At 70.8% G+C, this 13,371-nt stretch carries 15 protein-coding genes; 8 read left to right on the forward strand and 7 right to left on the reverse strand.

Going from position 1 to position 13,371, the window contains the following annotated elements; translation table 11 throughout:
* Positions 1–278 precede the first annotated feature (278 nt).
* On the forward strand, positions 279–1,019 hold the full coding sequence (locus GA0070607_RS24670; RefSeq protein ID WP_231930288.1) for a class I SAM-dependent DNA methyltransferase: 741 nt from the start codon (positions 279–281) through the stop codon (positions 1,017–1,019).
* 42 nt (positions 1,020–1,061) lie between these two features.
* Here the strand turns inward: GA0070607_RS24670 and hflX are convergent, their stop codons facing one another.
* The gene (gene hflX / locus GA0070607_RS24675) at positions 1,062–2,213 is read right to left on the reverse strand and encodes a GTPase HflX (RefSeq protein WP_089020300.1); all 1,152 of its coding nucleotides are present in this window, start codon (positions 2,211–2,213) and stop codon (positions 1,062–1,064) included.
* Positions 2,214–2,506: 293 nt separating this feature from the next.
* On the opposite strand from hflX, the gene GA0070607_RS24680 reads away from it, so the two are divergent.
* The 5 genes from GA0070607_RS24680 (at position 2,507) to GA0070607_RS24695 (ending at position 5,445) form a co-directional block, all read left to right on the forward strand.
* Positions 2,507–2,629, forward strand: a complete 123-nt coding sequence (locus GA0070607_RS24680) for a ribosomal protein bL36 (RefSeq protein ID WP_089020301.1) — start codon at positions 2,507–2,509, stop codon at positions 2,627–2,629.
* 14 nt (positions 2,630–2,643) lie between these two features.
* On the forward strand, positions 2,644–3,081 hold the full coding sequence (locus GA0070607_RS24685; RefSeq protein ID WP_089020302.1) for a nitroreductase/quinone reductase family protein: 438 nt from the start codon (positions 2,644–2,646) through the stop codon (positions 3,079–3,081).
* A gap of 199 nt (positions 3,082–3,280) precedes the next feature.
* A complete protein-coding gene (locus GA0070607_RS33590) occupies positions 3,281–3,628 on the forward strand; it encodes a hypothetical protein (RefSeq protein WP_231930290.1) in 348 nt (115 codons plus the stop codon).
* A gap of 9 nt (positions 3,629–3,637) precedes the next feature.
* The gene (locus GA0070607_RS33595; protein ID WP_231930299.1) at positions 3,638–4,261 is read left to right on the forward strand and encodes an SRPBCC family protein; all 624 of its coding nucleotides are present in this window, start codon (positions 3,638–3,640) and stop codon (positions 4,259–4,261) included.
* Positions 4,262–4,269: 8 nt separating this feature from the next.
* Positions 4,270–5,445 carry a zinc-dependent alcohol dehydrogenase gene (locus GA0070607_RS24695; RefSeq protein ID WP_089020303.1) on the forward strand — a complete coding sequence of 392 codons (1,176 nt, stop codon included), beginning with the start codon at positions 4,270–4,272 and terminating at the stop codon, positions 5,443–5,445.
* Between the two features lie 58 nt (positions 5,446–5,503).
* Here GA0070607_RS24695 and GA0070607_RS24700 read toward each other — a convergent pair whose 3' ends face one another.
* The 4 genes from GA0070607_RS24700 to GA0070607_RS24715 form a co-directional block, all read right to left on the reverse strand.
* Entirely contained in the window at positions 5,504–7,333 is a 1,830-nt protein-coding gene (locus tag GA0070607_RS24700) for an AMP-dependent synthetase/ligase (RefSeq protein WP_089020304.1), read from the reverse strand.
* Between the two features lie 179 nt (positions 7,334–7,512).
* Complete coding sequence (locus GA0070607_RS24705) at positions 7,513–7,815, reverse strand: GNAT family N-acetyltransferase (protein WP_089020305.1); 303 nt, start codon at positions 7,813–7,815, stop codon at positions 7,513–7,515.
* Between the two features lie 121 nt (positions 7,816–7,936).
* A complete protein-coding gene (locus GA0070607_RS24710; protein WP_089020306.1) occupies positions 7,937–8,353 on the reverse strand; it encodes a helix-turn-helix domain-containing protein in 417 nt (138 codons plus the stop codon).
* Positions 8,354–8,506: 153 nt separating this feature from the next.
* A complete protein-coding gene (locus GA0070607_RS24715) occupies positions 8,507–9,277 on the reverse strand; it encodes a Stf0 family sulfotransferase (protein WP_231931203.1) in 771 nt (256 codons plus the stop codon).
* A 179-nt stretch (positions 9,278–9,456) separates the two neighbouring features.
* Between GA0070607_RS24715 and GA0070607_RS24720 the strand changes: the two genes are divergently transcribed.
* Together GA0070607_RS24720 and GA0070607_RS24725 are read left to right on the forward strand one after the other, a co-directional pair.
* Positions 9,457–10,269, forward strand: a complete 813-nt coding sequence (locus GA0070607_RS24720; RefSeq protein WP_089020308.1) for an RNA polymerase sigma factor SigF — start codon at positions 9,457–9,459, stop codon at positions 10,267–10,269.
* An 84-nt stretch (positions 10,270–10,353) separates the two neighbouring features.
* On the forward strand, positions 10,354–10,944 hold the full coding sequence (locus GA0070607_RS24725; RefSeq protein ID WP_089020309.1) for a TetR/AcrR family transcriptional regulator: 591 nt from the start codon (positions 10,354–10,356) through the stop codon (positions 10,942–10,944).
* Here the strand turns inward: GA0070607_RS24725 and GA0070607_RS24730 are convergent.
* Entirely contained in the window at positions 10,941–11,804 is an 864-nt protein-coding gene (locus GA0070607_RS24730; protein ID WP_089020310.1) for a diacylglycerol/lipid kinase family protein, read from the reverse strand. The genes GA0070607_RS24725 and GA0070607_RS24730 overlap by 4 nt on opposite strands.
* Before the next feature lies 1 nt (position 11,805).
* On the reverse strand, positions 11,806–13,371 hold the full coding sequence (locus GA0070607_RS24735) for an FAD-binding oxidoreductase (protein WP_089020311.1): 1,566 nt from the start codon (positions 13,369–13,371) through the stop codon (positions 11,806–11,808).

The following is a 13,371-nucleotide window of genomic DNA, read 5'->3' on the forward strand; positions in this document are numbered from 1 at the left end:
AGCGGCGCCGCGCCCCGCTCCTGCCGCGTCGATCTAGGGCATATCACCGCTAGTTGATCTCTGCGAGCGACGATATGCCCTAGATCGACGGCAGGGGGGGCGGGCGGCGGGGGCGCCGGGCGGCGGGGGGCGCCCGACGGCAGGGGGGCGCCGGGCGGTGGGGGCGCCGGGCGGTGGGGCGTACCCACGTCGGGGTGTTTCGGTTTTAATGGGTTTAATGTGGGCATCTGGTGCGGTGTCCGTCGGCCTGCGGGCCCCACCATGCGCGGGAGGCACCGTTGCCGTTCGACGCGAGCGAGTACGGCCGGCAGATACCGGCAGACATCTACGACGAAGCCTTCGCGCACCTGGATCCGACGGCGGCGGTCGAGCGGCTCGTGAAGCTCGCGGACGGCGGTCCGGTCTGCGAGTTCGGGGTGGGCACGGGGCGGTTGGCACTGCCACTGCAGGAACGCGGGCTGACCGTGGCGGGTGTGGAAGGGTCCCCGGTGATGGCTGCTCGACTACGGGACAAGCCGGGTGGGGAACGGATCGAGGTGGCCATCGGCGACTTCGCCGTGACGCGGGTTCAGGGTGAGTTCGCTCTGGTGCTGCTCGCGTTCAACACGATCTTCGCGTTGCCGGACCAGGCCGCGCAGGTCGCGTGCTTCCGCAACGCCGCCGCGCACCTGCGTCCCGGTGGTCGCTTCGTCGTCGAGGCCTGGGTGCCGGACCTGGCCGCGTTCCGGTCCGGCGCGGCACTGCGGCCGGTCCAGGTCGCGCAGGACGCGGTCATGCTGGAAGCGGCCCTGCTGCACCCGGCAGAGCAGCGGATGACGACCACCAAGATCCGGCTCACTGGGACGGGTGTCGACCTGCTTCCCGCCAATCACCGCTACGCCTGGCCCGCCGAACTCGACCTGATGGCCCAGCTGGCGGGGATGGCTCGGGAACACCGGTGGGAGGACTGGACGGGCCGGCCCTTCACCGACGGCAGCCGCGAGCACGTGTCGGTCTACCGGCGACCGGTGCGGCCGTGAACCGAACCGGCCCGCCGACTGCCGTCGACCTGTGGAGGCGGATCAACGAGGCGCCAGCCGGGCGGCCAGCGCGGCCCGCAGGTCATTGATGCCGGCGCCGGTCACTGCCGACACCGCCACCGCCTCCGGATGGACGCGCTGCAGCGCGAGCACCGATTCCGGCGGTGCCACGTCGATCTTGTTGAGCACCAGCAGCTCGGGAACCGAACCCGCGCCGATCTCGTGCAGCACGCCGTGGACGGTGGTGATCTGGTCCAGGGCGTCCGGGGCCGAGGCGTCGACCACGTGCATCGTCAGGTCGCTGCGGGTGACCTCCTCCAGCGTTGAGCGGAACGCGTCGACGAGCTGGTGTGGCAGGTGACGGACGAAGCCGACGGTGTCGACGACGGTGTAGGTCAGCTCGCCGGTGCCGATCCGGCGCACGGTCGGGTCGAGAGTCGCGAACAGGACGTCCTGCACCTCGGCGTTAGCCCCGGTGAGCCGGTTGAGCAGAGCGGACTTACCGGCGTTGGTGTAGCCGGTGATGGAGACCGAGGGCACCTGGTTGCGCGCCCGCCGGCCCCGGGTCCGCTCCCGCCTGCGAGCCAGGTCGGAGGCGTTGCGGCGCAGCCGGGTGGCCCGCTGGCGCAGCGTCCGCCGCTGGGTCTCCAACCGCATCTCACCGGGACCACGCACACCCATCCCGGCGCCGCCGGCCATCCGGCCACCACCAACGCGGGACATGGCGCGGCCGTCGCCGCGCAACCGGGGCAGCTGGTACGCGATCTGCGCGAGCTCCACCTGAACCCGACCCTCGCTGGTACGCGCGTGCTCAGCGAAGATGTCCAGGATCAGCGCGGTGCGGTCGACGACCCGAACTCCGACCCGTTCCTCCAGGTTGCGGACCTGCCCAGGGCTCAGCTCACCGTCGGCAATCACCACATCGGCGTGCGTGCGCTCGGTCAGGGCGGTCAACTCGTCCACCTTGCCGGAGCCGACGTAGGTGGCGGGATCGGGTCTGTTCCGGTTCTGCACCACCTCGTCGGCGACGGTCAGGCCGTCGGTGTCGGTCAACCGGCGCAGCTCGGTCAGGGACGTCGGCGTACCCGCTCCGGTGTCACCCGCCTCGTCGTCCTGCCGGACCGCCACCAGCACCGCCGTCGGGCGTTCACCCGGCGCGCCGACACCGGAGCCCAACAACCACGATCCCGCCATCGTCCACCTCGCCTCGTCTCGGTGTGCTCAGATCTACCCCCGGCGTCGAGGGGCATGCGAGCCGGAGCCGGACGCCACCGGACGGGTCGTCGGGCGAGTCCGGTGGCCGCTCCGGGCACAGCAGCGACGCGACGAATGGGCGACGACCCGTCGGGTACGCGAGCGGAGCGATGGCAGAACGACTGTGGCGGAACGAGGCCGTGAAGGGGCGAGTGTCGCATCTCGGGTGGATCGCCACGCGGGTGCCGGATCGTCGGTCGGAACCCGGATACGACCAGGGGAGGGTGACTGCGATGAAGGTCAGGAACTCACTGCGCGGGTTGAAGAACAAGATGAACTCGATCGTGGTACGCCGTCGGGGCAGGACTTTCGTGATCAACAAGGCCGACCGGCGTCAGAAGGCCCGGCAGGGCTGAGGACGGGTCCTGACGTGTTCTCGCTGGCCGAGGTGCCTGGCGCGCTCCAGCAGCGCCTGATCAACCCGATCGTCCGGCGTGCGTGGGACTGGAAACTCCCGATCCCCGGCGACGCCCTGTTGGAGACGACCGGACGGCGTACCGGACAGCGGCGGTACACCCCGGTGTGTGACGGCCTGGACGGTGACGTCTTCTGGCTGGTCGCGCAGCGGGGGCGCCGTGCCGACTGGGTGCGGAACGTCGAGGCAGATCCCCGCGTGCGGGTCAAGGTGGGCGGCGGGCGGCATGCACGCTGGCGGGCCGGAACGGCGCGGATGGTCGAGGACGATGATCCCAGCGAGCGCCAGCGGATCCTCGCGCGGAGCGGTCTCATGCGCCGGCTCTGCCTGCGTACCTCGAAGGCGATGAACGCGAGGCCGCTGACGGTGCGCGTCGATCTGGACCCACCCTGATCCTCGCCGGGCGTGGGCCACGGTCCCGATCGTCCCCTCAGGTTGCTTCGCTCGACCCTCATCTTCCCGGTCGGCCGGCGGGAGCCGCATCCGCCTGATCTGCTGGAGGCGTGCGGGCCGACCCCCTCAACGGCTCGACGTCGGGCGACGGCCGTCCGGTACGGCGCGGCCGACCACGAGGAATTCACGAGGGGTGATCATGGGAAGAACCACCATGGGTGTCCGGTCGGTGACCGACAGCCTGGGCATCGAACGGGCGGGGCAGGACCGCGGATCGGAGGGGTTGGCCCGGTTCCTGGGCTGGCTCAGCCTCGGTCTGGGAGTGGCCGCCCTCGCGCGCCGCGAGCAGGTCAGCCGCCTGACCGGGGTCGACGACTCGCCCACCGCGCGGCGGGTGCTGGCGGCGGCGGGGGTTCGCGAGCTGGGCCATGCCGCCGCGCTGCTGATTCCGCGGCGAGCGCGGTGGGGGGCGTGGACCCGGGTCGCCGGCGACGTGCTGGACCTCGCCGCCGCCGGGCAGGCGATGAAGACACGGCGTGGCGAATAGCGCCAGCGGGTGACGTACACGACCTGGGCGTTGGCCGGGATCGCGGCCGTGGATCTGTACGCCGCCGTGCGGGCCACCCGTGGGCGGCGGGGTCGGGACGCCAACCGGGTGTACGGGTCGGTGACCGTCAACCGCAGTGCCGCGGAGGCCTACCGGTTCTGGCACGACTTCGAGAACCTGCCGCGCTTCATGTCCCACGTCCAGTCCGTGCAGACCACGGGTGACCGGCGGTCGCAGTGGACGGCGAAGGCGCCGGCCGGTCGGAAGGTCACCTGGGACGCGGAGATGGTCGACGACCGCCCGGGCGAGCTGATCACGTGGCGCTCTGTCGACGGTGCACGCGTGCCCAACTCCGGCTCGGTGCGCTTCGTGCCGGCGGCCGGGGGACGCGGCACGGAGGTACGTGTCGAGCTCGGCTACCGGGCGCCCGGGGGCATGTTCGGCGCGCGGGTCGCCAAGCTGTTCGGCGAGAACCCCCAGCAGCAGGTCTGTGACGACCTGCGCAGGTTCAAGCAGGTGATCGAGACCGGCGAGATCACCCGCTCGGATGGCAGCCCGGACGGCAGCACCGTCCAGCAACAGTTGAAGCAGCGCCCGGCGCAGCCGCTGGCGACGCGTGGGTCCGGCAGGTAGGCGGAGCGATGAGAGCGAACTGCTGGATCGCACCCAACAACCTGGCGGTGAAGGACGTTCCCGACCCGCAGATCCTCAACCCGCGCGACGCCATCGTGCGGATCACCTCGTCGGCGATCTGTGGCTCGGACCTGCATCTTCTCCACGGATTCATCCCGGCCATGAAGAAGGGGGACGTGCTCGGTCACGAGTTCATGGGCGAGGTCGTGGAGCTGGGTCGGGGCGTACGGGACGGTCTCAGCCTCGGCGACCGGGTGGTGGTCGCCTTTCCGATCGCCTGCGGCAACTGCGCTTCCTGCGAGGACGGCCTGTATTCGATCTGCGAGAACTCCAACCCCAACGCGGCGATAGCGGAGAAGGTGATGGGGCACTCGCCCGCCGGCATCTTCGGCTACTCGCACCTGCTCGGTGGCTACGCGGGCGGCCAGGCCGAGTACGCCCGGGTGCCCTACGCCGACGTCGGGACCATCAAGATCGAGGACGACCTGGCGGACGAGCAGGTACTGTTCCTGTCCGACGTGCTGCCCACCGGCTACATGGCCGCCGAGATGTGTGACATCAAGCGCGGCGACACCATCGCGATCTGGGGTGCCGGGCCGATCGGCCAGTTCGCCGCCGCGAGCGCCCGCCTGCTCGGTGCGGAACGGGTCATCGTCATCGACCGGTTCCCCTACCGGCTGCGGATCGCCCGGGAGAACACCGGCGCGGAGACGATCAACTACGAGGAGACCGACGTTCTGGACGCCCTGCGGGAGATGACGGCCGGTCGCGGACCGGACGCCTGCATCGACGCGGTCGGTATGGAGGGGCATCACGCGTCGGCCGCGTTGCACGCGTACGACCGGGCCAAGCAGGCGACGAAGGTGGAGACCGACCGGCCGCACGCGCTGCGGGAGGCGGTGTTGAGCTGCCGCAACGGTGGCACGATCTCCGTGATCGGCGCCTACGGCGGTTTCATCGACAAGTTCCCGATGGGCTCGTTCATGAACCGGTCGCTGACCATGCGGACCGGCCAGGCGCACGTTCAACGCTACATGCGGCCGTTGTTGGAACGGATCCGCAGGGGAGAGATCGATCCGACCTTCATCATCACCCACACGATGCGGCTCGACGACGCTCCGCACGGGTTCGACATCTTCAAGAACAAGCAGGACGAGTGCCTGAAGGTGGTGCTCAAGCCGTAGTGCCCCGGGCGGCGGGCCGAGCTGGTGGCCCGCCCCGGGCGCTCGGCCCGCTGCGGGGTCAGTGGCCGCGGTAGAGGGCCTCGACGTCGGCGGCGAAGTGTGACTCGACCACCTGGCGCTTGATCTTGAGGGTGGGGGTGAGTTCGCCATCGGCTTCGGTGAGGTCCCGGGGCAGGATCCGGAAGGTCTTGATCCTTTCGGCGCGGGACACCGTCTCGTTGGCCGCATCGACAGCTTTCTGGACCTCCTCGCGCGTGTCTGGGCTGTTCTGCACGTCCGCTGTCGACGCGTCGGAATGGCCGTGGCCGGCGCTCCACCGCTTCCACTCCTGGTGGTCGATGGTGATCAGCGCGGTGACGTACGGCCGGTCATCGCCGACCAGCATGCACTGACTGACCAGGGGATGGGCGCGGATGCGTTCCTCGACCGGGGCGGGGGCGAGGTTTATTCCCCCCGCCGTCACGATGATCTCCTTCGTGCGGCCGATGATGCGCAGGAAGCCGTCGTCGTCGAGGCTGCCCTGGTCCCCGGTTCGCAACCATCCGTCCGCGGTGAAAGTGTCCCGGGTGGCATCGGGGTTGTTCCAGTAGCCGGCGAACACCATCTCGCCGCGTGCGATGACCTCCGCGTCGTCGGCGATGCGGATCTCCACGCCGGGTATCGGTCGACCGACCGTGCCGATCCGCGTCGCGGACGGCAGGTTCAGCGTCAACGCCGGTGACGTCTCGGTCAGCCCGTACCCTTCGAGCGCCGTCAGGCCGGCGCCGCGGAAGAAGTGACCGAGTCGCTCCCCGAGCGGGGCGCCGCCGACTATCGCCGTGCGGCAGCGGCCGCCCAGCGCGGCCCGCAGCTTCCGATAGACGATCACGTCGAACACTGTGCGCGCCAGCCGCAGCAGCCGTCCGGGGCCTCTTGGCGTGTCCATGGCTCGGCTGTAGCGCACCGCGACGGCGTCCGCGATCCTGAACAGCCATCCCTGGTGGGCGTCGGCGGCCTTCTGCCGCGTCTGGGTGTGCATCTTCTCGAACACCCTCGGCACGGCGAGGATGAAGGTGGGGCGGTGCTGCTGCAGTTGCGCGAGTACGCCGGTCATCTCGGAGCTGTGCACCAGGGTGGCGCGGGTCAGCACCATGCCGACCTGGATCAGGCGGGCGAACGCGTGCGCCAATGGCAGGAACAGCACCGTCGACGCTCCCGGATGCAACAGCTCCGGCAGTACCGCGGTGGCATTGCCGATGTCGCAGTAGATGTTGCGGTGCGTCAGCACGCAGCCCTTCGGCTGGCCGGTCGTGCCGCTGGTGTAGACGATCGTCGCCATGTCGCTGCCCGTGACCGCCGCACGGCGGGCGTCGACCTGGGCGTCGTCGACGGCTCGACCCTGACCGGCCAGCGCGATCAGGTCCCCGGCGTCGATTCGCCACACCTGACGCACCGTTGGCAGGCCGTCGCGCAGTTCGGCGAGAATCGCGGCGTGCCTGTCGGCCTCGACCACGCACCCCACCGCGCCGGAGTCCGCCAGAATCCATTCCATCTGCTCGGGGCTGGACGTGTCGTAGATCGGGACGGTGACGGCCCCGATGGACCACAGCGCATAGTCGACGAGCGTCCACTCGTAGCGGGTGCGACTCATCAACCCCACCCGGTCACCGTGCCCGACCCCGGCGTCGATGAACCCGCGGGCGAGCGCGAGCACGTCACCGCGGAACTGCGCGCACGTCACGGGCACGGTGCCGCGTGCCGGTGGATCCGCCGGCCAGGCCGGGGAGACCGGGGCCGGGCGTAGGAACTGCACCGCGTCGGGGTCCTGACGCGCGTTGTCCCACACCATGTCCGCCAGGCCCGGCGACGCGGCCCCCGTGACCACCGGCGATACCGACATCTCCCGCACGCTCGCCGCACCCCCTCACCACCGGCGCCCGCCTGGCAACCGACGCGGCTACGCGGTCATGATGACGGCACCGGCGGATACCCCGACGGTGAACGGCGAAACAATCGCGCCCATGAGGTGTTGACGCCCCAGGCGCGGGCCCCCGCCTGGCCTGGTCGACGGGTCAGGCTGGAGAACCGCTATTTGACCTTGCGAGTTGATCGGGCCACGATGTCCTCGTACCCGGGGTGCTTGACCAGCCATTCGCTGAGGAACGGGCAGAGCGGAACGACCGTCCGGCCCTTGGCCCGCGCGTCGTCCATCACCGCACGCGCCAGGGTCGACCCGACGCCCCTGCCCTCGAACTCCGGATCGACCTCGGTGTGGGTGTAGACGATGATGGTGCCGGTCAGCTGGTAGGTGACCACCCCGGCGACCACGCCCGCCTCGTCGCGCGCCTCGAATCGCTCCCGCGTCGGCGCGTCTGTCACGGTGAACTGCACCGGCCCATCCAACCACGCTGGTCAGCCGACTGCCGGTGAGCATGATTACGGCATTGACCGCCGATGCTGTCGGCAGCGTGCCCCGGCCGGCCGAGCCAAACTGCCGGGTATCCGGCGGTGCTCAGCTGGCGCGGGACGCGGCGAGAGCGAGCGTCTGCAAGGTGGCACGGATGTGCTGCTTGTCGGCGGCGGAGGTGCGGGAGTCGGCGAGGCGGTCCCGGATGGCCGCGATGTGCGCCTCCACCGTCGGATCTGTCAGCGGTGGGGAGGCCTGCGGTGTGTCCGCTGGCGGTGGGGTGAGGGCGCGCAGCGCCGCGCCGAGCGGCAGGTCCAGGATCGCGCAGAAGGCCCGCACCTTGGGGAGTTCCGGGTGGTGCTGCCAGTCGCCCGACAGCCATCGAAAGACGGTGGAGCGGCTGACGCCGCTGCGAGCCGCCACTTCTGCGACCGACCAGCCGCGCTCCTCGCGGGCGGCCTCGACCGCGTGGCGGACGAACCGCGCGAAGGCTGTCTGCGCGGTTGCCGGCGTCTCACTCATCCATGTCCTGGCCGTCGCTCCCCCGTGGTCGATGCCCAGGCTAACCGTGATGGCCGCCTGTCGCTATCCGGCGCTGCGCTGTGGCATCGCCTGAACACCCGCCGTCACCGCCCTGTGGGGCGCGCCGACGCCACGAGGCGAGTACCGGGCGGCCTACCGCGTTCGGCCCGACTCGGCCCGGTACCGGTGTATCCATTCACGGTTGAGGTCGTCGGCCTGGCGCTGGTGTCGGGGCATGAGAGCGCGATCGTCCGGCATGTCCAGGCCGAGGAAATCCAGGATCCCGCGTGTGGTGGCGACCATGTCGGCATCGAGGTCCTCGTAGCGGACGACGTGGGGACGCACGTCGGCAGCGGAGAACCACGCCTGCCATCCGGCGTTGTGCTCGTCGATCGTCTGAATGAGGGCGTCGATTCCGTCTCTGTCGAAGGTCGGCTCCCGCCCGGTGCGGTCGCCACCGCTGATCTCGCCGTTGCCACCGATGAACCAGGCCTGGGTCTGCTCGGCCCGCAGCCACGACACCGCCTGTGCCAGCACGTCGTCACGTCGCAGATACACGTACCGGGTGCGACCGAATGCCCGCTCCAGCAACGCGACATCCTGGGCGGCGAGGTCGGGGTGGACCCTGCCGAGCTTGTCGACCAACTCGTCGAGCGTGCCCCACATGAGCTTCGCGCCGAACACGCCGTTGCCGGTGCGGCCGGCGTCACGTGCCGCACGTACGAAGGCCGCGTGGTCGTACCCGCCGTCAGCGGTGCGGGGAAGCAGCCATCGCTCAGCCCACAACGCCTCGTCTGGAGCGCGAAAGTACGCCTGCGGGTGGCCGGCGACGCCGGTGGACTCCAGCAACCCCAGGAGCAGCGAACTGCCGGTGCGCGGCGTGCCGCAGATGAAATAGGAATCGACTCGATCGCTGGCGGTCATCGACACGGCATGAGGTAACCGCGTCGTCGACTGGCGCACAAGGAATTTTGCGGACCGCGGCGAGGAGCAGCGCGACATCATCCTTTCGGTTAGGTTTCATCGGCCCTTTGGTCTAGTCTCTGCTCATGCGGTTGGCGCCGACAGGCGGAGTGCGGCCGATGCGTTGCGGAGGAGTCAGCATGATCACGACCACCGAGCGGCCCACGACGACGAGCACTCGCACCGACCACGACGCCTCCGCCGACTCACCCGCGACCAAGCTGCTTCTCGCGATGGCGGCGTTGCCCGCCGACCACCCGTCGCGCGCCGCGCTGCGGGACCGGGCGATCGAGGCATGGCTGCCGCTGGCCAATCACCTCGCCCGGCGCTACAGCGGGCGGGGCGAGCCGACCGGCGACCTGACACAGACCGCCGCGCTGGGGCTGATCAAGGCGGTCGACAAGTTCGACCCCTCCCGTGGTGTCGACTTCGCGGGTTACGCGATCCCCACGATCGTCGGGGAACTCAAGCGGCACTTCCGGGACCGCACGTGGGACATCCGGGTGCCCCGCCGTCTGCAGGAGTTGCGACTGGCGATCTCGGATGCCAACAGCACCCTGCTGCAGACGTTGGGCCGTTCGCCGACGGTCGCCGACATCGCCGCCCACCTCGACCTCACCGAGGAACAGGTGCTGGAAGGGCTGGAGGGTGCACGGGCGTACAACGCCGTGTCGCTGTCCACGCCGGTCGGCGACGGTGAGCGCGGCACCGAACTCGGCGAGATGCTGGGCGGCGAGGACGGCGAGTTCGCCCTGGCCGAGCTGCGGGTGGCCCTCGGGCCGGCGCTCGCCACGCTCGACGAGCGGGAGCAGAAGATCCTCACCCTGCGCTTCTACGGCAACCAGACGCAGAGCGAGATCGCCGACCAGGTTGGTGTCTCGCAGATGCACGTGTCCCGCCTCTTGACTCGCGCGCTCGCCAAGCTGCGTACGCAGTTGGTCGACACCTTCTGAGCACCGCCGGCTCCGCTGCCCGCAGCACCCGTGCCGCGTGCGTCTGCGGCCGGGGCCACCTCGCCGCTGTGGTAGACAGTCGACGTGGTGGAGGCGAGCCAGTCCGAGCGCAGCGTCGACGACACGGTTCTCGATGCTGCCCGTGACTGCGTGCTGGCGTACGGCGTCCGTCGCACGACGATGACGGACGTGGCACGACGCGCCGGCGTCTCACGGATGACCGTCTACCGGCGCTGGCCGGACGTGCAGTCCCTGATCGGGGACCTGATGAGCCGTGAGTGGCATCAGGTCCTGATGGCCGCGGCGGACGTCGAGACCGGCGGCTCGGCGCGGTCACGTCTGGTGTCGCGGGTGGTCGCGGTGGCGGAGCAGCTACGGGACCATCCGCTGCTGTGCAAGATCCGTGACGTCGATCCGGAGGTGCTGCTCCCGTACCTGCTCGACCGGCGGGGCAACGGCCAGGACGAGATGCTCCAGTTCCTCGCGGCGGCGCTGGCCGACGGTCACGAGGACGGCTCGATCCGGCCCGGCAAACCCGACGTCATGGCCCGCGCGGTCTTTCTGACCACGCAGTCGTTCGTGCTGTCCGTCCGTACGGTCGCCGACGACGTGCCGCTCGCCGAATTCGACAGCGAGTTGGCCCTGCTGGTCGACGGCTACCTACGTCCCGGCTAGCCGGCGATGACACGCAGTGCCCGTGGGCGGACCTCGACGTGCAGCTCGTCGGTCCGGCCGACGGGATCACCGTCGCCGTACACCGTCATCGGGCGGTCGGCGCACACTGTGACGGACGTGCCGCGGTAGGAGAAGACGTGCTGGCGCCACACGTGCCTGCCGGTGCGCATCTGTCGCAGCGCGATCGGGAACAGCAGCTTCGGCGCGTGTCCGATCACCACGACGTCCATCGTCCCGTCGTCGGGCTGCGCCGCCGGGGCGACGTGCAGGCCGCCGCCGTAGTACCCGCAGTTGGCGGCCACCACCGTGTAGGCGTACGTCTGAGTGGTCCGGCCGTCCACCGTGATCGTGTACCGGGTGCGCGGCCAGCGCAGCAGCGCCCGCAGGCCGGCGGTGGGATACACCAGCGGCGCGGGCAGGCGCGACCGGTTGGCCAGCTCGTTGGCCGCCGCGTCGACGCCGACGTAGACGCTGCCGACGATGGTTCGCCCCGCGACGCGGAGGACGTCGAGGTGCCGCGGCTGTCCGTGCAGCAGCAGGTCCGCGACCGCGCCGGGGGAGTGCGGCAACCCGAGCTGGCGGGCGAAGTCGTTGCCGCGGCCGGCGGGGACGACGCCGAGCAGACCGCCGGTGTCGGCGACCACGCCGGCGAGCAGCCGGATGGTGCCGTCGCCCCCGGCGGCGACGACGACCTCATCGCCGTGCACCGCCGCTGTGGCGCACTGGCGGGCCTGCTCGGCTGTCTGCGTGTATTCGACCCGTATCCGGGCGCCGGCGGCGCGCAGCAGATGGGCCACGGGCATCAGGCGGGACAATCCTCGGCGCGCGGTGGGCCCGAGGATCACTGCGAAGGACCGCACCTCACGGCACCAGGATGCCGGGATTGAGGATGCCGGCCGGGTCCAGCTGCTGTTTGACCGCCCGCAGCAGGTCCACGGCGACGTCGCCGATCTCGGCGGCGTACCAGGCCCGATGATCCGCGCCGACGCCGTGGTGGTGACTGATGGTGGCACCCGCGGCGGCGATCGCGTCGCTGGCCGCCGCTTTCGCCTTCCGCCAGCGCTCGATCGGATCGGTGCCGGGAGAGCAGATCACCGTGAAGTACAGCGACGCGCCGGTCTCGTAGACGTGGGACACGTGTGCCAGCACCAGTGCCCCGTCCGGCAAGGCATCGAGGATCGCCTGCCGGACCCGGTCGTGAACCTGCGGCAGCGCCGACCAGTACGCCGCGGTCTCCAGGGTCTCCGCGAACGCCCCCGCGTCCAGCAGCGCGTCCCGCAGATACGGGGCGTCGAACCGGTGCCGCGCCCACTGTCGGCCCGGCTCGTCGCCCAGTGGCATCCCGCCGTGTGCCGCCAGCACATGGGCGGCGGCGTCGACGGTGGGAAGGACGTCCGTGCCCTCGTACCCGGCGATGAGCTGGCAGCCGCCGTCGGCGCGTCCGGATCCGGTCGCCCCGATCATGGTCTCGACCTCGTCGGACAGTCGCAGCACCGTGGGTCGCGGCCCGTCCTGCGCCAGCCGCCGCACGGCGTGCAGGCCGTCGGCGAACGACTCGAACCGCCAGCCCTCGTAGTGGGACTGCGCCGGTAGGGGCCGGATCCGCACGGTCACGTCGGTGATGACGCCGAGTGCCCCCTCGCTGCCGAGGAAAAGTTGCCGCAGGTCGGGACCGGCGGCTGAGGCGGGGGCGCGGCCCGTCCGGACGGTGCCCTGTGGCGTGGCGACCGTCAGCCCCATGACCATGTCGTCGAAGCGGCCGTAGCCGGTGGACGCCTGGCCGGACGACCGGGTGGCGGCGAATCCGCCGATGGTGGCGTACTCGTAGGACTGCGGGACGTGGCCGAGGGTGAACCCGTGCTCGGCGAGCAGTTCGGCGGCCCGTGGGGCGCGCATGCCGGCCTGCAGCGTGGCGGTCCGCGACAACGGATCGATGGCGACCACGTCTTTCAGCCGGCTGAGATCGACGGCGACGTGCCGTGCCGAGGACGGCGTGAGCCCGCCCACGACGGAGGTGCCACCACCGAACGGGACGACGGCCACCCGGTACCGGGAGCAGACGTCGAGGATGGACACCACCTCGGCGTGGTCGGCCGGGCGCAGCACGGCCTGCGGGGCCACCCGCACCTGGCCCTGGCGATGGCGGAGCAGGTCGGGCGTGGACATGCCCGACGCGTGTCGTGCCCGGGCGTCCTGGGCGGTGACCACGTGCTCGACGCCCAATGCCCGTCGTAGCGCGTCGAGGACCCGGTCGTCCAGCTCGCGGTCCGGCACCGCCACCTCGGCCAGCGGGACGGCCGGCGGCGGGGGTGTCAGCTCGAGCACCTGCGCCAGCAGCGTCGCGGCGGAGTCCGGTAGCGCCTTCGCGTTCGTCGTGGTGCCCCAACGGGCCCACCCGACGGCCGACGCTTCCCCTTCCATATTCAT

Origin of the sequence: Micromonospora coriariae (assembly GCF_900091455.1) — a bacterium.
In the GTDB taxonomy this organism is placed as follows: domain Bacteria; phylum Actinomycetota; class Actinomycetes; order Mycobacteriales; family Micromonosporaceae; genus Micromonospora; species Micromonospora coriariae.